This window comes from Mongoliibacter ruber, assembly GCF_003003005.1.
GTDB classification, from domain to species: domain Bacteria; phylum Bacteroidota; class Bacteroidia; order Cytophagales; family Cyclobacteriaceae; genus Mongoliibacter; species Mongoliibacter ruber.
Genome location: NZ_PVTR01000005.1, coordinates 272,531 through 294,731 on the forward strand (window position 1 = coordinate 272,531; position 22,201 = coordinate 294,731).

The 22,201-nt window shown below is 39.9% G+C and carries 18 protein-coding genes and 1 riboswitch; of the genes, 9 read left to right on the forward strand and 9 right to left on the reverse strand.

Annotated features, from left to right (window positions below):
- Positions 1–55 precede the first annotated feature (55 nt).
- Complete coding sequence (locus tag CLW00_RS10285; RefSeq protein ID WP_425437957.1) at positions 56–772, reverse strand: glycosyltransferase family 2 protein; 717 nt, start codon at positions 770–772, stop codon at positions 56–58.
- A gap of 12 nt (positions 773–784) precedes the next feature.
- A complete protein-coding gene (locus CLW00_RS10290) occupies positions 785–1,933 on the reverse strand; it encodes a trans-sulfuration enzyme family protein (RefSeq protein WP_106133598.1) in 1,149 nt (382 codons plus the stop codon).
- A gap of 70 nt (positions 1,934–2,003) precedes the next feature.
- On the opposite strand from CLW00_RS10290, the gene CLW00_RS10295 reads away from it, so the two are divergent.
- The gene (locus CLW00_RS10295; RefSeq protein WP_106133599.1) at positions 2,004–2,708 is read left to right on the forward strand and encodes a TVP38/TMEM64 family protein; all 705 of its coding nucleotides are present in this window, start codon (positions 2,004–2,006) and stop codon (positions 2,706–2,708) included.
- 155 nt (positions 2,709–2,863) lie between these two features.
- Here CLW00_RS10295 and CLW00_RS10300 read toward each other — a convergent pair whose 3' ends face one another.
- From CLW00_RS10300 to CLW00_RS10310, 3 genes are read right to left on the reverse strand one after another with little or no spacing between them, the layout of a single operon-like run.
- Positions 2,864–3,376, reverse strand: coding sequence for a GNAT family N-acetyltransferase (locus tag CLW00_RS10300; protein WP_106133600.1), 513 nt, complete (start codon positions 3,374–3,376; stop codon positions 2,864–2,866).
- Between the two features lie 4 nt (positions 3,377–3,380).
- Positions 3,381–8,405 (reverse strand): putative type IX secretion system sortase PorU2, encoded by a 5,025-nt coding sequence (porU2, locus tag CLW00_RS10305; protein WP_106133601.1) that lies wholly within the window; start codon positions 8,403–8,405, stop codon positions 3,381–3,383.
- Positions 8,405–9,517 (reverse strand): putative type IX sorting system protein PorV2, encoded by a 1,113-nt coding sequence (locus CLW00_RS10310; RefSeq protein ID WP_106133602.1) that lies wholly within the window; start codon positions 9,515–9,517, stop codon positions 8,405–8,407. Before CLW00_RS10310 ends, porU2 begins: the two co-directional genes overlap by 1 nt.
- Before the next feature lie 392 nt (positions 9,518–9,909).
- Between CLW00_RS10310 and CLW00_RS10315 the strand changes: the two genes are divergently transcribed.
- Together CLW00_RS10315 and CLW00_RS10320 are read left to right on the forward strand one after the other, a co-directional pair.
- Complete coding sequence (locus CLW00_RS10315) at positions 9,910–10,239, forward strand: PadR family transcriptional regulator (protein ID WP_106133603.1); 330 nt, start codon at positions 9,910–9,912, stop codon at positions 10,237–10,239.
- Between the two features lie 4 nt (positions 10,240–10,243).
- Positions 10,244–12,163 (forward strand): PspC domain-containing protein, encoded by a 1,920-nt coding sequence (locus CLW00_RS10320; protein ID WP_106133604.1) that lies wholly within the window; start codon positions 10,244–10,246, stop codon positions 12,161–12,163.
- Positions 12,164–12,279: 116 nt separating this feature from the next.
- Here the strand turns inward: CLW00_RS10320 and CLW00_RS10325 are convergent, their stop codons facing one another.
- The 4 genes from CLW00_RS10325 to CLW00_RS21260 all read right to left on the reverse strand — a co-directional run bounded on the left by CLW00_RS10325 (position 12,280) and on the right by CLW00_RS21260 (position 15,232).
- Complete coding sequence (locus CLW00_RS10325) at positions 12,280–13,314, reverse strand: hypothetical protein (protein WP_106133605.1); 1,035 nt, start codon at positions 13,312–13,314, stop codon at positions 12,280–12,282.
- A gap of 9 nt (positions 13,315–13,323) precedes the next feature.
- Positions 13,324–13,728, reverse strand: a complete 405-nt coding sequence (locus CLW00_RS10330) for a hypothetical protein (RefSeq protein ID WP_106133606.1) — start codon at positions 13,726–13,728, stop codon at positions 13,324–13,326.
- On the reverse strand, positions 13,725–14,885 hold the full coding sequence (locus tag CLW00_RS10335) for a DUF4221 family protein (RefSeq protein ID WP_170073206.1): 1,161 nt from the start codon (positions 14,883–14,885) through the stop codon (positions 13,725–13,727). The genes CLW00_RS10330 and CLW00_RS10335 overlap by 4 nt, the downstream gene beginning before the upstream one ends.
- Before the next feature lie 155 nt (positions 14,886–15,040).
- On the reverse strand, positions 15,041–15,232 hold the full coding sequence (locus tag CLW00_RS21260) for a hypothetical protein (protein ID WP_146131406.1): 192 nt from the start codon (positions 15,230–15,232) through the stop codon (positions 15,041–15,043).
- A 343-nt stretch (positions 15,233–15,575) separates the two neighbouring features.
- Between CLW00_RS21260 and CLW00_RS10340 the strand changes: the two genes are divergently transcribed.
- The 6 genes from CLW00_RS10340 (at position 15,576) to tenA (ending at position 21,866) form a co-directional block, all read left to right on the forward strand.
- Positions 15,576–16,976, forward strand: coding sequence for an MBL fold metallo-hydrolase RNA specificity domain-containing protein (locus CLW00_RS10340; protein WP_106133608.1), 1,401 nt, complete (start codon positions 15,576–15,578; stop codon positions 16,974–16,976).
- Between the two features lie 104 nt (positions 16,977–17,080).
- Positions 17,081–18,739 (forward strand): S8 family peptidase, encoded by a 1,659-nt coding sequence (locus tag CLW00_RS10345; protein ID WP_106133609.1) that lies wholly within the window; start codon positions 17,081–17,083, stop codon positions 18,737–18,739.
- Positions 18,740–18,815: 76 nt separating this feature from the next.
- Positions 18,816–18,907, forward strand: a riboswitch (TPP riboswitch).
- A 50-nt stretch (positions 18,908–18,957) separates the two neighbouring features.
- Entirely contained in the window at positions 18,958–19,749 is a 792-nt protein-coding gene (thiM, locus tag CLW00_RS10350) for a hydroxyethylthiazole kinase (RefSeq protein ID WP_106133610.1), read from the forward strand.
- On the forward strand, positions 19,749–20,399 hold the full coding sequence (thiE, locus tag CLW00_RS10355; RefSeq protein ID WP_106133611.1) for a thiamine phosphate synthase: 651 nt from the start codon (positions 19,749–19,751) through the stop codon (positions 20,397–20,399). Before thiM ends, thiE begins: the two co-directional genes overlap by 1 nt.
- The gene (thiD, locus tag CLW00_RS10360; protein WP_106133612.1) at positions 20,393–21,223 is read left to right on the forward strand and encodes a bifunctional hydroxymethylpyrimidine kinase/phosphomethylpyrimidine kinase; all 831 of its coding nucleotides are present in this window, start codon (positions 20,393–20,395) and stop codon (positions 21,221–21,223) included. Before thiE ends, thiD begins: the two co-directional genes overlap by 7 nt.
- Positions 21,210–21,866, forward strand: coding sequence for a thiaminase II (gene tenA, locus CLW00_RS10365; protein WP_106133613.1), 657 nt, complete (start codon positions 21,210–21,212; stop codon positions 21,864–21,866). The genes thiD and tenA overlap by 14 nt, the downstream gene beginning before the upstream one ends.
- Positions 21,867–22,201: the final 335 nt, after the last annotated feature.

Genomic DNA, 22,201 nt, shown 5'->3' on the forward strand with positions numbered 1-22,201 from the left:
TGTTGGTTCAAAAATACAGAACCCATCCTCATTCACACAAAAAGAGCCTCACTAATTACCAATATTTCCAAATGGTCCAAAGAATCTTGTACCCGGCACCAAAGACACCCTTTACCGTACCACTTACTTTGGACACTCCTATACGCTTGCGGTAATTGACTGGAATTTCGGTGGTCTTGTAATTATTTTTTGCAGCTTTGATCTGCATCTCAATGGTCCACCCATAATCCTCATCCACCATTTCCAAAGCGCTCAATTTATCCCATTTAATTGCTCTAAAGGGTCCCAAATCAGAATAGTCAGTCTTATAGATCCACCGCATCAAGCTTGTAGCCAACCAATTACCGAATACCTGAGGAATGGTCATTGAACCGGATTCTTTCTCCCCTTTGGCCCTGGAACCAATGACCATGTCTATTTGATTATTTTCGATTGGAGTGATCAAGTCAGTCAACTGTTCGGGATAGTCGCTGTAATCAGCGTCTAAAAACACAAGGATATCAGGAGGAATAGGCAATGAAGCAATAAATGCCATACCAGTCAAACAGGCTTTCCCATACCCTTTCTGGGGTTCATCAAGTACAATCGCACCGGCAGCTTTAGCTACTTTTACAGTGTCGTCATTGGAGTTGTTATTGACCACAATAATATTCCGTACAAAGTCAGGTATATCTTTGACAACCAGCCCCACGGAGTTCTCTTCGTTAAATGCAGGAATAAGCACATCTACAATAGGCCTATGCTGTATTCCAGCATCATTAGATTTCATCATGAAAATTATAGCTTACTTGATTTTGCTCAAAGCTGCAGCCAAATCTGATTTAAGATCTTCCACGTCCTCAATACCCACACTTAACCGGATCAAAGAATCGACCAAGCCTACTTTTTCCCTTTCTTCCTTTGGAATACTGGCATGTGTCATCGAAGCGGGATGACCACAGAGTGATTCTACCCCACCAAGTGACTCCGCAAGGGAGAAGTAATGAAGGTTTTCCAATACCTTGGTAGCATCTTCTATTTTGTTTCCTTTGATAGTAAAAGAAATCATGCCGCCGAAATCTCTCATTTGCTTTTTGGCAATGTCATGGTTGGGGTGGTCTTCAAAGCCAGGCCAAAAGACTTTATCCACTTTTTCCTGAGTTTTCAAAAATTCAGCGATTGCTTTACCGTTTTGGCAATGCCTCTCCATTCTGATGTGTAAAGTCTTGATACCTCTGAGTACCAGAAAACAGTCTTGTGGTCCTGGGGTGGCACCACAGGCATTTTGAATAAATGCCAGCTGACCGGCTAGTTGGTCATCATTCACCACAAGGGCACCCATCACCACGTCAGAATGTCCTCCAAGGTATTTGGTGACGGAGTGCATCACTAGGTCAGCACCCAAGTCAAGCGGATTTTGAAGAAAAGGAGTGGCAAAGGTATTGTCCACTCCAAAAAGGATTTTATGCTTTTTAGCCACTTTTCCAATTTCTTCTATATCAATGATGTTCATCATGGGATTGGTTGGAGTTTCCGCCCAAATCAACTTGGTCTTCTCATTGATATATTTTTCAATATTCTGAGGCTCTTCCATGGAGATGAAATGGAATTTGATGCCATATTTCTCAAAAACTTTGGTGAATATCCTGTAAGAACCTCCATAAATGTCATTGGTGCTGATCACTTCATCTCCTGGGTGGAGCAACTTGATGATGGCGTCTATTGCGCCAAGTCCGGAAGAAAAACAAAGCCCGTGCTTGCCATTTTCCAAAGCTGCCAAATTGTTTTGAAGTGCCGTTCTGGTGGGGTTATGTGTCCTGGAATACTCAAAGCCTTTGTGGTCTCCCGGGGATTTTTGCACATAGGTAGAAGTCTGAAAAATCGGCGTCATGATGGCGCCTGTGGATGGGTCAGGCTCTATACCTGCGTGGATTGCTTTTGTTCCGAATTTCATAAAATCTAATTCTAAAATTAAATGGGTTTCTTTAGTTTATTTTTTTCCTTTGTGAACGAGCAGACCAAAGATGACAAAAAAGGGAAGCATTTTCAAGGATTTCAGACAAGCAGCAAGGATTAATCCTTATGTGGCTTCTGCCATGCTTTGGGTGACTTTTATGCCTTCCATCGGAAGTCTTGTTTTGGTCCCATGGACAATTTCCCGCGCTGATTGGTTGATGCAATTAAACTTTCACAATCCTATAACCATTTCCGGAGCTCTTTTGGTTTCCATTCTTCTAATGGGTCTAGCACTTATGCCTACCACCATGCTCGCAGGCTTATCTGGTTTCTTCCTAGGCTGGACTGTTTTCCCTTGGTTGGTCTTGGGCTACACTTTGGCTACGGTCCTTGGATATGCTTGGGGCAAAAAGGTTGGTGGTGACAGTCTTCCGTTGATTTTGGCAAGGTATCCCAAGGCAGAAAACCTCATCAGAAAAAAACAAGGTCAACTTGGTGAGTTGATATTCTTTGTCAGAATTAGCCCTGTAATTCCTTTTGCTTTATCCAACTTATTATTCGCCCTGATGCGTTCTGGCTACTGGAAGCTGGTGGTTTTCGGTACATTGGGAATGCTGCCAAGGACTACTTTGGTGTTTGTGTCAGGTACTTTGGCTTCAAGCATTTACGGTGCTATACGTCAGGGTGAAGGTATTTCTAATTATGTTATTTTTATCTTTTTATTGCTTTTAAGCATTTGGGGGATTTGGAGATTTTTCACCAAGAAAAATTAAAATGATTTAATGCTGCAATGCCAATTATGGCTGTATGTTAAATTCAATGGTTGTTTGATAAAAGTATCAGCAAATATCTAATGGCAATTGATATCGTAGTAACAAATTGAGCAGGTCTTTATTTCAATTCTACTGATCCCACCAATACTTAAAGACTAATATTCATATTCATACAAGTCCATCATTTCTAATCTGCCATAAAAAGAAAAATTGCCCACGTGTTGAAATCCCAAACTGCTTAACAGTTTGTTTGAGCGTTGATTCGTCTTGGTCGTAATGGCACATACTTTTTCAAAACCCCATTTTTCTTTTCCAAAAGCCAAAAGGGCCTTTGAGGCTTCTTTTGCTAAACCCTTCCCTTCAAATCGCTCGAGCATTGCAAAACCTAAATCGGCCAAAGGCAACTCATCTCTTTTCAGGAAGCCTGCCAAGCCAACTTTTTCCTGGCTTGATTTTTCGACAACCAAAAACAGCCCATAGCCATTGGAAGAATAACTGGCCATAGGACCGTTCAAAATATAGTCAGCAGCTGTAGTTTCGTCTTTCACCCCCCTGTCCCCAATATATTCCAGCCATGTTTTTGAAGTCAGTAGTTCCAGAATAAACGGACTATCCTGCAAATTGAGCAGCCTGATGCTCAGCCTTTCTGTTTCTAACAAATTATCCATGATGCTACCTAAGCAAATACATTTTCCCGTACCCTTGTTTGAATGCCTTATCACCAGCTGTGGCTCTAGGCTCTACAAAGACACCGTTTTTACGTACTAATGTACGATAGATATAAACGCCATTGGCCAATTGATCTCCGAATTCGTCCCTACCATCCCATGCGTATTCTGAAATGTTATTTCCGATTCTTATTGGGCCCAATTCATCCTGAAGGATTTCACGGACCACGCGACCGGTCACTGTCATGATCTGTATTTTGATCTGATCGGGAATTTCCGATCCGGTCACCGTAAAGACAAACCTCACCGAACTGCTGAAGGGGTTGGGATAGGGATAAAAATTAGTGATCGTAGCTTCATTGATCACTTCAAAGTTGATCTCATAAGGCTTATCTACACCCAAATCCTCAGTCACTACTCGGAAAGTATACATGCCGTCTTCAAGTGGACCTGGCTTCAATTCTATTTTGAAGTCAGAATCTTCAGTGGCCTCAGTCCAATTCACCTTTTGACTACTGAAACTCACACGCTCAAACTGACAGCCTTCACATTGTTTTTTCAAGAATAAGTCGATGCCTATGGTGTCCTTCTTGAAAATCAGGGTTTGCTCATTTTTGAGTAAACTGTTGATCATCACAGAAGGAGATACGATATCGCCATCCATGATGTAAATCCCATCAAAGTTGACATCCAATATAGCTGTACTGTTGTCAGGAATCACAATAAAATACTGACCCAAATCTATCAGGTTATTCCTGAAAGTCTGCTCCATCTGAATTCTTGGATTGGCAAAGACTTCCACTTCTACGTTCCCACCTCTACCTATAGAGGTGAAATCTATCTGGAATTCATGACTTTCACCGGCAGGCAGGGCAGGTATTTTCTTGGAAAATGTCTCACTCCTTCGCTGGGTGGTATTGTTGAAAGACCATTCCACGGTAATGGAATCCAAGAAATCATATTTCGAGAGGTTTACAAACTCAAAATTCAGCACTGCATCCTCTCCTTCCTGAAGGGTGACTTTATCTTCTCTGTTTTTAAAAACCAGCACACCCTCTGGAACTCCGGTATAATTGACTTGCCACTTATCCAATTGAGAAGGCGCGGTGGATTCTTGGTCGTTCATTGCGTACCTGAGCCTGATATAAGGGTATGCATTTGGGTTTACCGTTTCCAAATTGAAATTTTGATCTCTGAGATTCGTAAACAGCACCTGCTCCTCTCCGTTTGGCCTTACCCCTATGATGTCAAAGGCTGCCAATTCTTCATTGAACCAATCCCTTTCATTTACTTTGTTGAAAAAGAGCTTCCACTCTGAAGCTGGTCCAATTCTAGGTGTTACGATACTTCCAGAAGTGAAATACCCTTCAAGGTCTGTTTCAAATTGCACAATTTGCTGATTGCTCTCCAGTTCCAAATCCTTTTGGGCCACTATCTCGATAGCTTCTCCTGGCCTCATCCCCTTCCTTCCGTAAAGAATATAAGGGTCACCAGACTTAAGATTACGAAGTAAAGCTTCATTCGCACCTACTTCTTTCATTTTTTCAAAGGCCAAATCAGGCCATTGCTCAAAAGTCACATTCCCAACAGAGAAAATAACAACATAATCACCATCCTTCAATCCATCTATATAATCGATCAAAATAGACTGCCCAGGCTGGGTTATCCAAGGATTTCTGATACTCTGAATCACTTGAGGCACTCTTCCACAACTCCTTCCATCCAAAATATCAAAACCAGGGACTGGTATGACTAGATAGGGGGTCAGAGATCGTTGTTCGAAAGCTACCAAACCCAAAGACCCATCAGGACAGAGTCGGCTGTTGACATTGTTGACATTGTCAATAATGTAAGGAACACCATCTAAGTAGAACTGTGTATTTCTGAATGTGAGACTATCTGTTTGGTTCCCAAAAGTAAAAACTTCAACATTTAGGTTCGTGTCCGGATATTTCCACACCCGCTGGGATTGATCGATTTCCAGGTTATTCAGAAGGTTGCTTTCCAATTGAGATAAGGTTCGCTGCGTCCAGCCCTCAGGTCCATCATTGATGTAACTGAAAGATGTCACCGTCCAATCATCAGATTCCCCTTCTCTTGGCTCTGAAAATCTTGACCTCCAGTAAAAGGTCACAGAATCTCTTGGGCTGGTATTTTGGAATAAATCAAGATTCCACCTGATCAGGTTAGAAGTAGTTATCCTGCTTTCTCTTCTGTTTGCAGAAGAGAAATTAGGGGAGGTATCCACTTGTAGAATTACATTTCTAGGCTCGACATTTTTTCCTGGTATTTGACCTAAAAGTTCCACTTCCCTGGTATTGACTATACCAAACTCGGCAGGAAGTATATGCATGGTGCCACTTAAAGGGACAAAAGTAGTAACCGTGACTGCATTGTTGGCAAAGGTCATCTCTGGAACTGACCTGTCGTGGTTGACTTCTATTGTGAATATATTTTCACCAAATGCAGCTATCCCAGTATTGGGGACAGAAAAAACCAATGTGTCCTTTCTGGAAATAGGTGCCAATGTTTTAATAGGGTATGTCACACTTGTACCATCTGGAAGCCTTCTGCCAACCCTCAGGCTAACTGAGTCCATGTCTACCCTACCCAGGTTTTTCACCACAAAGGACAATTTCAAAGAATCAGAAAGAGCGTTGAAAGTCTCTCCTTCAAAACCCTCTAAAGTCACATCAGAAGATTCAATGGAATAATCAGCTTTATCGGCAGGGAAAAGCCTTATTGCTGGATCACCCAGCATGATCAATTGTTCCGCATGCGCCCTATTGACAGCTGAAGTCCCAAAACGCTGGAAAAACAATTTTTCTGTTTCCTTGATCACTGTTCCCACTGGCTTGTAGATATTGGAAGAATCAGAAAAAGCTATGGTGTAAAATGACTCCGAATATCTCCTCAAATAGACATCAACTCCAATACTTGCATGGGCCATAAAATTGGTAGCTCCTTTAGACGGCGTCAATACCCAATCCTCTCCAAAGGTGTAGGCATTCCCAAAAGCATTCCCTGCGTCGCAACCATTGAGCAAAAGCATGGGGTACTTGCCTCTGTTGTTATACCCCATTGTAGGATCAGATGCAAACCCAATTTCAATATCAATTACAGAAGGAGCTCCATGGCCGAAGAAGGTAATCAGATTGGTGCCTCGATTTAAATCTTTTGAAATGTCAATTAATTCAATAGTGGAGTTGGATCTTTTTCTGTAGGTGGTGACATTACCACCCAAAAATGGCCCTTCAGCGATGGTCTTGAAGCCATTGAGAAAATTAAAATATCTCGTCAGTTCAAAAGCAGAAACTCCCCCACTGAGGTGAATGATTTCTTTCATCCAGTCTTCAGAAGTCCCTAAAGCATCTTTTTCTTTTACTTTTTCCAGGTAATTGGCAACGTCCTCAGGAACCCTCGCCGGAATCCGACCTGTGGGCACTGCTTGTACAAATGGATTCTCCGGATCTAAACCTATGGAGAAATTATTGTCTGCATATGGATATCCGGCAGGCGGCACCAGGTCTTGAAAATTGAAAATTGAAGGTCTTTGCCTATAGAAATAAGTGACGTTATTTTGCCTCGCAGTAGTAAACATCCCCATGGCACGACCTATGAGGAACATATATTCTGGTTTATGCCTAGGGTAATACTCCCTCAAAAATTCATAAACAGCCAAAGGAGTTTTTTCTCCAAAAGTGAATTGGTCATACAACTCATCCATATTGACCACCAAAGTATCATACCCTCCACCATCCGGGGAGGCACGGTGGGCGGCATAAGCCCTGACAGGATCTGCATAAGAGGAAGTTGGTCTCCTCAATGCCTTATGGGTAAGGATGATGTAGTCGGCTTTTCTGTTTAACAAATCCCTAAAATTCACCCTAGGCATGATATTGATTTCCCTTACCTCGAGCTGATTCTGCACCAATACCTTAGAAGATTGCCCTTGAATTCCAGCTGATAAACTGATTTGATTGCCAGTCTTACTTACAGGGATTCTTACTGGATTTAGGTGGTCAAGGATATCATAAGCCACGTAATTGGAAAGTGCATCTCCTATCCTAAAAACAGAATTTATGGGCTCAGGCACAATCACTTCAGAATCAAAGTCCCCATTTTGGACTTCCTTGGGGTATGTAATTCTGATATAAGCTACAGATACATTGTCCACATTACCACTTCCCAATGAAGTAATGCGCACACTTAGCGTTCCGTCTGGATTGAAATCAGAAGCATTTAGGCTTAAACTTTCATTTCTGACATTAAAGCCCTCGTATTCAATCCTTCCAATTTCTCTAACAGTTCCAATGGTTGGCCCTACGGATATAGCTGTCAAATGCTGGGTTTCTGAGCGCCCTGCCAAGCCTATCTCCAATGTGGCAGCTCCCGAACTTGCTATCCTTCCAAGTTCATTGAAAGTAAAATTGAAGGGTGTGTTTTTAGGGATAGGAGCACTCATCCAGCCTTGTCCTTCTTCAAACGCCGCCAATCTCACACCAGGATTATACGTCCGGCCCAAGTTATACTGATTGGCAAAAATCTCCATTTTACTGGTCTGATAAGTAACCAAATCAGGATTAGATGCAGTAGGATTTGGCCTGCTTGCCATCCTTTTCCCCGGAGTATTTCCTATTGTAAGAAAAAAGGCTGTAGAGTCATTGTGTTGGTTGTACATCACATTTCCCAAATGTGCAGGATTGGAAAAAAGATTTTTGTCCAATTCCCCATCATTTCTTTTCCCATAGAAATCTATGAAATCATTTGGATCAAAGCGTCCATTTTGTTCACCCTGCACGTAGATGGCAACCTCTTGCCCTCTATGATACAAGCTGATATTTCTAGGATCTATATTGCTTGGATTAATTCCAGAAGCGGATAAAGACGTAAAGGTAATTCTATGGATGCCATCTTCTGAAGTGGCAATTTTGTAATACGTCTGCCCATAGTTGATCCAGCTGGATTGGGCAAAGCCCACCGCCGAAAGCAACACACATAACGCTATAAAAACGAATAATTTACGCATCAATCATTCCAACCTTTATGCAATCTAAACCTATTGCCATGTTCTTTTAAGCTCACTTTTACACTGATTATATGAGAGTAGGGTGTTTGGGAGATTCCGCCAATATCAGTCAATGCATAGTCAATATAAAACTTTTCATTGAGAAATAACCCCAGTCCAAAGCTCGGTTTCCAGGAGGTATAAAAAGTCTCGTCAAAATCCTTTATCCTCTGCACATTGCTACCGCCAGCTCTCAAAAACACCATATTTCTGTAACTTGCCTCTACTCCTGCCCTAGGATCAAAACTTACCAGGTTGGTCCGCAAGACCGTATTTCTCATTCCATCAAAAGTAAAGTCAAGATCCAAAACCCCTTGGACTTTAAAATCATCATTGATTTCTACGTCTCTTGTAACACTGAAAATTGCCCTCGGCAAGGTTAGCTCCAAACTGTTGACTGGAATTTCATTATTGGTCTGAGAATAGATGTCCCTGACCATATCAGCATTATGAAACCACGCATTAAATGTAGAGGTAACATCACGAAGCATGACACCGAACCTCCACTTATCCATGAGGTAAATCCCCCCTAAATCCAACCCAAAACCCCATGCTTGAGCAAATTTGCCAACATTTCTATGTATGATCTTGGCATTTCCTCCTATTTTGAAGTTATCACTGACATCTCGGGCATAAGAAAGCAATAAGGCATAATCCGCAGCATTGAAAAACTGTATATTGTTGTAGTTTAAGGCTCCGTTGGCATCATACAAAAACCTGGTATCCGGTATGTCATCCACACCAAACCTTATCACTGAAATAGCTATCTGATTATCCGCATCTATCGCTGTGCTATACCCCATATAATCAAACTTGGCAATCCCTGCAAAGTATTCAGCATGCATCAAAGAGAACTCATGTTCATGCTTGATACCGATCAGCCCAGCAGGATTCCAATAAGCCGCTGTCACATCCCTTACTGAGGACACTTGTGCGCCACCCATCGCCAAAGCCCGCGCTCCTATCCCGATGTTCATGAACTCGTTGGAGTATTTGGGTGCAATCGACTGTGCACTTATCTCAGTACAGAATGCAAAAAGGAGAATACAAACGAAGGGTCGCAAAACACTCATGTTTTTTGTGGGAATTACCAGTGCAAAGTAAAAATAAATACTTTAGTAAAAAGGTAAATCTCAAAAAATCAAAAGCTTCCAAACCTTGCCGAAATGTACATTTCCGTACACTTTTCTGTCCAGTTAGCTGACATTCTCTTTTTCCAAAAGCAAAATCTGTAACTCACTCTTAGATTTTTCAACTTTGTCCAAAAAAATCCAAAACCGCTTTATTTTAAATTAAAAGAGGATTTTTTTACTCTCAATACAAAAAACAGTACCTTTTATAACCAAGTAGTAGGTATTCCCTAAAAGATCTTCTCTACTTTGGTACAATTTTTCTCTATTACTGGCACAAGAGGTAATTTATCACATGATAATCACCGCTCGCAAACCATAATATCTAGAAAGAAATGAATGCTTCAAACACCCAAATACAAATGAGAAAGGGAATTTTGGAATTCTGCATTCTCCACATCATTGCAAGAGGCGAAGTGTATGCCTCTGATATGTTGGAAGAATTGACTGGAGCCAAAATGATAGTTGTAGAAGGCACACTCTATCCACTTCTCCAAAGACTGAAAAAAGCTTCGCTGGTTACTTACAAATGGGTAGAATCCGAATCGGGCCCTCCAAGAAAATATTATTCCATCACAGCGGAAGGAACGGAGTTTTTGGAATCCCTCAACGACACTTGGTCTTCACTGGTAAGTTCCACCCAAATGATCACCTCAAAGCAATAATCCAATGAAAAAGACTATAAGCATCAACATCAGCGGAATCCTTTTTCACATCGAAGAGGATGGCTACGCTACCTTAAAAAAATACCTGGAAGCTATCAACAGGCATTTTTCCCATTACGAAGACAATCAGGAGATCATTTCTGATATAGAAAACCGTATTGCAGAAATTTTCTTAAGCAATCTGAAAAACAATAAGCAGGTCATTACAGCTGAGAACGTCAGTTCCCTGATTGAAAAAATGGGGACTATTGCTGATTTCAAAGCCATAGAAGAGGAAGAGTTTGTAAAAGAAGAGGAGAAAAAATCTTCGGAGGAAAACAATGACTTCTATAAATACATCACTCCTCCAGGGGAAAATCCAAAAGGTTATAAAAAACTTACCCGTCTTGAAAACCGGAAAATCCTTGGAGGTGTATGTGCCGGTATGGCAAACTATCTGGCCATCGATCCCTTATGGACCAGGCTCGTGGCCATTCTGCTTTTGTTTAGTGGTAGAATCAATTTTGGAAGACCAGGCTGGGATTTTATGCCATGGGATTTCAAATTCCACTTCTCCATGGGAGCATGGGCTTTGGTAGCTTATATTGTATTGTGGGTGATTTTACCTGTGTCTTATGAAGAACCAGAAGACAAACACATCAAAAAATTATATCGAAACCCAGATGACAGGACAATAGGTGGGGTTGCCAGTGGCTTAGCTGCCTATTTCAAAATAGAAGTCCTCTGGGTAAGGTTACTCTTTGTGGGTTTGATATTTGCCGGAGGATCAGGCTTTGTCATCTACCTTATCTTGTGGATCATTACTCCTCAAGCCAAGTCAATCACTGAGCGCATTCAGATGAAAGGCGGTGCCATTACTTTGGACAATATAGAAACAACTATCAAGGAAAATATGAACCCTTTGCCCCCAAAGGAAGAAAGCCAAGGAAGGAGAATTCTCTTGACACCATTTCGGGTTTTGGGTAAAATAATCGAAGGCATAGGTATGGCTTTAGGGCCTTTTGGGAAGTTTTTACTTTCCGTAGTGCGAGTGATATTTGGCTTGATCATATTCCTGATAGGAATGTCAATAACGATCACACCTTTGGTCTTATTGGGTGTTTATTTCGACCTACTGCCTTTTGCCGGCAATCAAATCGTATTGGATGATATTCCTGCCCAATGGATTACTGACATACTGCCGGTTTGGTTGGCAATATCCACAGGTTTTGCCATCATGATCCCTGGGATAGTAATATTGCTTCTTGGCATCAGCGTCATCATCAAGAAAAGCCTGATCGAAGGTAGATTTGGATTGATCGTATTGGGCATATGGCTATTGAGTATAGGTATAGCGGCGTTCCAGTTGCCAAGCACAATCTCACAGTTCAAGAATGAAGCTACTTTCACAATGGATAGTCCACTGGAACTGAGTGAGGGCACTTTGGTACTCAAGTCTGAAGGCTATACTTCTGACAGGGGCATCTTCGAAATGGTCAATCTGCAGCTCAACGGTACGGATGGAAATAAAGTAGTCTTGATTCAGGATTTCAAATCCAAGGGCAAAAGTTATGATGATGCAATCAACAATGCTAAGCAGATCACTTACAACTATTCAGTCTTGGACAGCATCCTGACATTAGACAGAGGCATCGATCTCAATAAGTTGGACAGATTTAGAGGCCAAAATCTCAAACTTACTTTGGAGATACCTTATGACAGGCCATTTATTATGGACAAGTCGATCCTGCCTATCATCCGCAATACCCTCTACAGAAACGGTTACAGGACCAGGGATGTCAACACCAAGAATCACTGGGTATTTAATGAGGATGGCTTATTCTGTCTGAATTGCACAGCAACAAAAGATCTTTCGAAAGCTGACAGCCTCTCCCTAAGTAAATTTGAATCTGAACATTTAATGGGCAGTCCGGTGGAAGAATAATTGCTTTACCCACAAAAAATTATTGGTATTAAGTATAAGAATTATTAACAAATCATCCGAACTATCGCTCAAAGTTTATCATAGATTTTTGGCGACAGTTCCTTTTTAATTGAAAATCAAAATAAGTCATTAGTTGATTTAAATGTTATTATTTTCCTATTACCTATTTCTAATAACTCATAAAAGTATTCTTGATTAGCGATATTTAGTACTACTGGTTGATCAGTTTGATCAATAATTTCCCCTTTATTATTAAATTTGAAAATTATGTTGCGTGGATTTTCATCACTATTCATTTTCAATACAAGTAGAAATTGATTTTTATATACTTTTAAATAATCAAAATAAGATGCATTCGGATCATTCATAGGAATATAGTTTTCATTAAGCAAAGATTCCTTTTCAGATAAGTTATTATTAGAATGAACTAAATCATAAACAAGATTCCATTTTTTTATCAATTTTTGATCCACAGTATAACAATACAAAATTTGGCTTTCCTGATTAAAAATGTAAATATTCTCGTCATGAGAACTTAATAGTACAGGTTTGTTAACATGCGTACTTATATGGAAGCTAGTCAATTCCATAATTTTTTTTGTTTCTAATTCCAAAAGATATATTACAATATTTTTTTTATCTCCAATTCTTTCTATCCAAGTAACCCCAATTTTTTTTTTATCCAAAGGGAATATTTCAGCTCCAGGCAATGAAAATGGTATTTTAAGAGGAATGCTTTCGGAGGTTTCCCCGTCTGTCCCCATGAATTTTAATATAGGACCCTGTGCTGAATTTAGATAAAAAATAAGTTTATTTCCAATCTGATTTATGCTTTGAAGGAAGCCACTATATTGAATTTCTTTTGCTGAGATTTTTTTTTGTTCAAACAATTGTCTTCTCCAAACTTCTTTTCCATTTAGAGTAAATTTAAAGACCTGACCAGAATTAGGAGTAACTAAATAAATAAAATCAACATCAACATAAAAATATGCTCTTTTTCTGGCAAACTTACCATACTCTTTTGTAATTAAACTATCCAGCAAGGTAATATCAATCGGCTTATTAAAATTAGCCGGACGCTGATTTTTTGATTGATTACAGCCGATAACCATTATAAGAACTAGAAGGCTAAGAATTGTGTATTTTATCATAAATTTATTTTAATTAAATAAATTTATGATAAAAGAATCGCATTCTCCCTCCTTCATTTGGTAAATTACAGGTGTATCATTAATAAGATTGAGATCTTTTGAAATTCCAACAATATCAAAATTCACTTTATTGAACAGACTATCCCCTAAGATAAGTTTAGCTTTCTTTTTGTTTCTAACCGATACTATAACAGAACCATCGTAATCCTTTAAAAACCAAGTGATGCGGCTTTTTAGTAATTCCGAGCAATTCGGGCAATTATCAAAGTCTACAAACATGTAAAAGCCACTTTTTTCAACATTTAAATTTTCTTCAATAACACCTAATCTCTTACATAAATCGAATTCGTTCTTTTCGGGTAATTTGCAACTTAAGGTGATAAGAAGTAAAAGAAATTTAATATCGATTTTCATGAAAAATTATATAAATCTAAAGAAATATTGTCATCGGAAAGATTTTGATAATCTATATTGGTTTTTGGAAAATATATGCCTTCTCTGCCTACAAAAAATAAAAACGGATTGTAGACCTTCCCTTCAAAAACTATTTCTTTAATAACACTAAAATCATCACCTAACATAATTATCGAAAAGTCATTTTTTTGAAAACTATTCATTTCAATTCTTTCTTTATCATCTGGCTTTCTTCCAATCAATGTGATTCTGTAATATACATTCCTAAATTTATCATAATAAACCCTTCCATAGTTTGTGTTTTTGATAAAGTAATCCATTTCAATTTGATATGAAGCGTTTGGAATAATAGGTTTGAATCCATTTGAAAATGAACTTTTTGCTAGGAATTTTTCTTTGAATTTGAATTCTGAATTATAAACAAAAATTGAATCTGAGGCTGGCCAAGAAAAAATCCAATTGCCTTCACTATCAGCTACCCTGTAATTTAAGGTGAGTAGAGTAGGAAAGGTAAGTCCAACCATTGAATAGGGATAACCTGTTTCGGCAAAACCATTTAGTTCACCTGTTTCTAAATTGTATTTGTATTGTGAAATAAAATTAGAAGGAAGTCCACTCGGTTTGATACCAGATTCAAATGTCCAATTGGTAACGAAAAAAGAGTTCTTGAAGAAATAAGTAGGGCTTGAAGGGTTAGATACATGGTTTATAATTTCAGGGGCTGACTTATTTATTCGGTTGGAAATCAATTCAAATTTTTTATTATTATAATTGAATGAAATAATTCGATCTAAATTGTATTGCTGAAGAAAGAATATAGAATCTAAATTATGAGCAACCATGGAATAGGCACGAAAATTTTTAATTTCAGATTGGTTTTTCAGAGAAAACCTATCAATTAACCCTCCAAGATCTAAATCGTATACGTCTAATGAATTATTTACTTTATTCAATACAAAAAACAATTCATCATTCTCATTTTCTCTAACTAATTCAAAATCAAACATCTCATAGGTTGAAACAGAATCCAATTTTACATTTACAGTTTTTATTAAATAGCTTTTTGCATTTTCAATCGGAAAATTGGTTTCAGGATTACTACAACCAAGAAGGAAAAAGAACCAAACTGACAATACTCGCACCACAATAAATTTCAAGATTGTTTTAATTTTTATAATTGTCTTCGAAGTCCAATGATTGGATTTCAGTTACTTCTTTGTTAGCATTAAAATTATAAAGGTGAGGAAGTTTATCATTTGTAGCTAAACTAATTATAAGTACAATTATCTTTCACAATCCTCACCTTGACAATTCAGTATATCACTTGGCCATTGCAAGTAGTAGGTGACCCAGCACATGCACCACTAGGAGTAGGTGATGAATTTACAACAAAGCCATCATCATCAATACAGATATATGCACCACTGACTGGATCATGACCACAAAATGATTCATTAGCAAAAACAGATACACTGAATGATGTAATCATTAGAGAAACAAGCATGAAAGAAAACTTTTTCTTAATCTAATACATTAAGGTTTAAAATTTTATTAGCCTCAATATTATTATTATTATTATTATTCAAACATTATCTTACATTTTTTATGTTTATAACCTATATCCTCAAAAGAGTTGCAAAGAAAAATATTCTAAAACCAGGAAAAAGAAAAATAATCATCTCAAAAATAAAATGCTTTCTATCAGCACATCTCATGGACAATCCGGATGAAAACTAAACCAACTACCTAAGAGCTCGGCCAGCCGGGCTTTTTTTTATTTTTTTTATCAGAACTGCTTAAAGCCTTTCATAATTTAAAGCTATTTTTAGGTCTAACCCAAAATTACTATGCAAGTAAAAATCAAATTTTTAGGAGGTGCCAAAACCGTGACCGGCTCCAGGTACCTCATTTATGCTGGATACTATAAAGTCCTGGTAGATTGCGGCCTTTTTCAAGGTTTAAAGGATTACAGGACAAGAAACTGGGAACCATTTCCCCTCAGCCCTTCTGAAATAGACGCTGTAGTGATTACTCATGCCCATATTGACCATTCCGGATATTTACCTAAACTAGTCAAGGAAGGGTTTAAGGGAAAAATATATTGCACAACACCAACTGCTGAATTGGTCAAAATTCTCTTGTTAGATTCCGGTAAACTACAGGAAGAAGAGGCACAGTACGCAGCCAAAAAAGGATATTCCAAGCATGAAAAACCGCTCCCCCTCTATACCAAAGAGGATGCTGAAAAAGTTTTCCCACTGTTATACAGTGTTGAATTCGAAGAAGAAATCATCCTGACAGACGCTGTGAAAATCTCCTTTTATAATGCCGGACATATCTTGGGTGCTGCCATAGTCAAAATGAAAATCAAAGGAGAGATTCAAGAGAAGAAAATCGTCTTCTCTGGAGATTTAGGCCGATACCATGACCCTATCCTCAATCCTCCAAAGAGATTACCATTTGCAGACATCTTGCTTTTGGAGTCTACTTACGGCAACAGAAAACAAACACATCATAAACCAGAAGAAGACCTTGCACGCGCAATCAGAGAAACCTACAGGAACGGAGGTGTGTCTGTCATCCCAGCTTTTGCGGTAGGCAGAACCCAGCTCATTTTATATTACCTGCACCTTTTGCAACAAAAAGGAAAAATTCCTGACATCCCCATTTATGTCGACAGTCCTATGGCCATCGATGTGACAAAGTTGTACAAAAGATTCAATCAGTACCATAAATTAGGACCGGCCTTTGAAGATGATGGCAGCAACCCTTTTTTGAATAAAAATCTCCATTACTATCAAAGTCAAGAGGCCTCAATCTCCCTAAATGCCATCCGTGGAGACGCCATCATTTTATCTGCAAGCGGTATGGCTACAGGGGGAAGGATTTTGCACCATCTTTACAACAGGCTGCCCAATGAACAAGACAGCTTTATCTTTGTCGGATATCAGGCAGAAGGAACAAGAGGAAGGAGGATCTTGGATGGAGAAAAAACGTCTCGCATGTATGGTATAGAAGTTCCCATTAAAGCCAAAACTTACTACATTGAAGGGCTTTCTGCACATGCAGATCAAGAAGAGCTTGTTGAGTGGGCAGAAGGCTTCGCTACAAAACCGAAAATGACTTTTTTGGTACATGGAGAAAAAGAAGCTTCAGAAGGATTGGCCAATAGGCTAAAGGATGAATTGGAATGGAATGCCATAGTCCCCGAATATTTGGAAAGCTTTGTGCTTTTTGACGGTCTTTAAAGCCATACACTTTTACCCTAAAAATCGTTAAAACATAGTTTTAACTGAAAATTTTCTTGCCTTAATTTAAAAAACTCCCTAAATCGGACTTAAATCCAAACTTAATGATTTTGAATAGAAATAAAATCCAAAAATTATCCAATACGGCAATAGCCGCAATTGTAATTACATCCTCAGCTTGGGTATCAGGTTGCGCATCCTTAAAACCCGGCAGCACTATGTTGGTAGCAAGCCCAGCTGTAGAATCAAGAACCAATCCCCTATCAGAAGAGGAAAGAAAGAACTGGCATCACCTTGATCTCCTTCGGGACACCGTACCGGGAATGAGCGTCGATCGGGCCTATACCGATATCATTAAAAAGAAAAAGGGCAAACCTGTCATTGTAGCGGTGATTGATTCTGGTATTGACCTCAACCACGAAGACTTGAATGATATCCTTTGGGTAAATTCAGGTGAAAGTGCCGGTACAGGTAATGATGATGACGGAAATGGCTTTGTGGATGATATCCATGGTTATAATTTTCTAGGTGAATCTTACAACGAACAATTAGAATTCACCAGAATTTTGAGGTTGGGGATTGGAGATGAGGACTATCAAGCTCAAGCAAAAGCCAAGTTAGATGAGAAAATGACTGAAGTAACGCAGACGATCTCTCAAATTCAACCCATGCTTTCCGCTCTTGAAGAAGCAGACATGGCTGTGCAAAAAGAACTGGGTAAAGAAGAGTATACCTTAGAGGACCTCAAGGGAATCGAAGCTTCAGGTCAACTTTCTATGCAGGTTGGCTTTTTGAGCCAAATGCTCAGCCGTGCTGATGACCTCAACGAGGTAAAAGAAAGCCTCTCTGGAGCCTATGACTACTATTCTGACCAGTTGAAATACAACCTTAATGTAGAATTTGATGGCCGTGATGTAGTAGGTGATGATCCTTATGATTATGATGATCAGGATTACGGAAATGGCAACCCAATACACAGAGTAACGGATGAAAGTCATGGTACACATGTGGCTGGGATCATTGCAGCAAATAGAAATAATGAATTGGGTATAAAAGGTGTAGCCCATAATGCACAGATCATGTCTGTAAGAGCAGTGCCTAACGGAGATGAATATGACAAAGACATCGCTTTGGCTATCAGATACGCTGTAGACAATGGAGCCAAGGTCATCAATGCAAGTTTTGGTAAATCCTTTTCTCCTAATGCGGATTGGGTGTATGACGCTTTGAAGTATGCTGCTGATAAAGATGTACTTTTCGTGCACGCGGCCGGCAATGATGCTTTAGATTTGGATAATCCGGAAAACACCAATTTCCCTAACGACCACAAGTATGATAATGGAAACGAATTCACCAACAATGTCATCACTGTAGGCGCGATCGGTTCACAATACGGAGCAAGGATGGTGGCACCATTCTCAAACTATGGGGCTAAAAATGTGGACGTTTTTGCACCTGGTGCGCAGATATATTCTACCATGCCAGAGGATGACTACACTTACCAGAGCGGCACTTCTATGGCTGCCCCTGCTGTTGCGGGACTAGCAGCTTTGATTCGTTCATATTACCCAAAATTGACAGCCGAACAAGTCAAAAAAATCATCATGGAATCAGGCATCAGCCCTGAAGTGAAAGTAGGCGTAGGTGGTGATCTGTCAGCTTTATACTCGCTCAACGAAATATCCAAATCAGGCAAAATAGCTAACGTATACAATGCCTTGGTACTGGCAAATCAGGTATCCAAAGGAAAAGTAAATCTTTGATCAATAAAGTTTTGAATAAATTTATAACCGGCCGATCTGCGGCCGGTTTTTTTTTGCCTTACGAATTCATAACTTTGATTCGCTTTAGGGGTGCCTGTTCGGGCTGAGATCATACCCTTTGAACCTGATACGGATCATACCGGCGAAGGAAAAAGTTCAGACAATACCAAAGGGTTATTGTGCTCCTAAAGTTTTTATCACCAAAATAAATATCAGATATGGAGTCAATAATCAGTGCATTCAAAAAAGTAAAAGATCAAACCCCTCTTGTACAAAGCATCACCAATTATGTGGTCATGAACAACACAGCCAACGCATTGTTGTCTTTGGGCGCATCCCCCATCATGGCGCATGCCCGGTCCGAAATGGAAGACATGGTCAGCATAGTCGGTGCCTTGGTCGTCAATATTGGCACGCTCGATGAGTATTGGGTGGAAAGTATGTTGACCGCCGCTAAAAAAGCGAAATCTCTTCAAAAGCCTTATGTATTGGATCCTGTAGGTGCAGGAGCAACCACTTATCGCAATCAGACATTGACACAGCTTATAAACTGCAAGCCTGACATCATAAGGGGGAATGCCTCCGAGATCATGTCATTGGCTAGTGTCAACATTCAAACAAAAGGCGTAGACAGTACCAATACTTCAGATGAAGCTTTGGATGCGGGAAAAAGACTTTCCAATGAAACAGGGGCAGTAGTGTGTATTTCAGGCGAAGTGGATTACGTAATTCTGGGAGAAAAAATCGGCAAAGTCAAAAACGGTAACCCATTGATGGCAAAAGTAACAGGAATGGGATGTACGGCATCAGCTATAGTTGGAGCGTTTGCAGCGGTAGAAAAAGATTATTTTACAGCGACATTGGCTGCAATGACAGTCATGGGCGTAGCGGGGGACATTGCCGCTGAAAAGGCAGAAGGCCCCGGAACTTTACAGTTACATTTCTATGACGCCCTTTATCAATTGACTCCAGAAAAATTAGAAGAAAAAGCAATCACTGAAATCCTTTAATGTATCCTGATTTTCCATATCGACTCTATTTGGTAACAGACCACGCACTTTGCATGGGAAGGGATTTCTTTTGGGTGGTTGAACAAAGCTTAAAAGGTGGAGTGGACATAGTTCAGCTGAGGGAAAAAAGTTTGGATGTAGAGTCATTTATCCAAAAAGCAGAAAAACTCAAAGTTCTTTGTGACAAATACCATGTACCATTGGTCATCAATGACTCCGTGGAGGTGGCAAAAGCTGTAGGTGCGGTCGCATTGCATGTGGGGCAAAGTGATCATTCCATTTCTGAGGCCCAAAAAATCGTGGGGGAGACTTATCCAATAGGATTGTCTTTAGATAAAAGTGAGGATTATGAAAGTCCTGAATCTTCAAAAGCCTGGTACTATGGTGTGAGCCCTATTTATGCTACCCCAACCAAAACAGACACCATTTACGAATGGGGACTAGAAGGACTGTCTTTGTTGAGAAAAAAGACAGAAAAAAAGCTCGTGGCAATAGGCAGCATTAAAACTTCCAATGCAGCTGAAATTATCAGCCATGGAGCAGATTGCTTGGCGGTGGTTTCCGGAATCTGTTCTGCTCCATCCCCAGCCCATGCAGCAGAAGATTTCAAAAAGGAAATAGAGAAAGGCTTAAAGCATAAACTATGGTAAAATCATACATTCCGGTACTCAGTATTGCCGGTTCAGACAGTAGTGGAGGAGCCGGCATTCAGGCTGATTTAAAAGCATTTTCTGCGCTAGGTTGCTACGGCATGACAGTCATCACGGCGACAACGGCCCAAAACACCAAAGGTGTAAGATCTGTGCATGCTATCCCTGTTCATCATATACGGGAGCAATTGGAAACTGTCCTAGAAGACATTGTTCCAAAAGCCATCAAAATCGGCATGGTAAATAGGCCTGAAGTAGCCAGAACAATCGCCGGAGTTTTAAAGAATCATCCTAAAATTCCCATCATATTTGACCCCGTGATGGTCGCTACCTCTGGAGATAGGTTGATTGAGTTTGACACCATACAGATCCTAAAAGAAACTCTATTCCCAATCTGTAGCCTGTTGACTCCCAATTTGGACGAGGCCACAATTTTATCAGGAATGGAAATCAATAATGAAGATTCTATGGAAAAAGCAGGTCTTCAAATAATAGAAATGGGTTGTCAGGCAGTACTGGTAAAAGGAGGTCACTTAAAAGCAAGTATTGTCAAGGACCTATTGGTACAAAAAGACCAGAAAACCATCTCTTTTGAAAGTGGATACATCAGCACCAAAAACCTACATGGTACAGGTTGCACGATGTCTTCTGCTATCGCTGCAGAAATGGCCAAAGGCCTGACATTAACCAAGGCGGTAGAAAACGCCAAATCCTATATCAGCGGGGCAATAGCTGCCGGAAAAGATATCAAAACCGGACTTGGAAATGGTCCGCTCAATCATTTTTACAACCCTCAAAAACAAATCACCCATGACGTGGACTGAAAGTACCTGGGAGCACATTACGCCTCTATATGATAAAATCATAGAGATGCCCTTCAACCAAGAGTTGATGAAAGGGACATTGCCTAAAGAGAAGTTTAAATTCTATATGGCTCAAGATGCCTATTACCTAGGGGAATTTGGAAAAGCGCTGAGCATGATATCCAGCAGGATGAGAAGCACGGAACATGTGTTGGCCTTTTCCCAATTTGCCAGTGGGGCCATCGTGGTAGAAAGGGCATTACATGAAGGATACTTTAAGACATTGGGTCTACCTGAAAATGTACAACCGAGTCCGAGTTGCCTGTTGTATACTAATTACCTTCTCAATCAAGCGGCCTATGGCAATATAGAAACAGCCGTTGCTGCGGTACTACCCTGTTTCTGGATCTATAAAAAAGTGGGAGATTTCATCTACAGTCAGCAGAAAAACATTCCCAACAATCCTTATAAAGACTGGATAGACACCTACTCAGGAGAAGAATTTGCCAAATCTGTGCAATTGGCCTTGGAGATCACAGATGAATTGGCAGAAAGTGCCAGCAGGTCAGCGCAGCAGGAAATGTTGACAGCTTTTGAGATGGCGAGTAAGCTGGAATGGATGTTTTGGGATTCGGCCTATCGCATGGAAAAGTGGGCGGTTTAAAATCTGAAATCTATATTCAAAATCTTAAATTCATTTCCCGTAACGACGCAAAGAGAAAAAGAAGTTGAAAAGCTTCATTGGCCATCATAGATGTATTATTGGCGTTTCTCCTTGAACTACGCCGATCTGAGTGTCCCCACTCACATCCCTCTATATCTAAATAGCGTACTCTTGACTCTGTTTCCTCTCAGATCTCTCTCCCGACAGTAGTACGGGATACCAATGACAGATTCATAGGGGTCGTCACCCTGAGTGCCCAACATTTTAAAAACTTTCAGAAATGGCAATGACAATTGGTTAGCCGTCATCCTGAAGGAGGTACGACTGAAGGATCT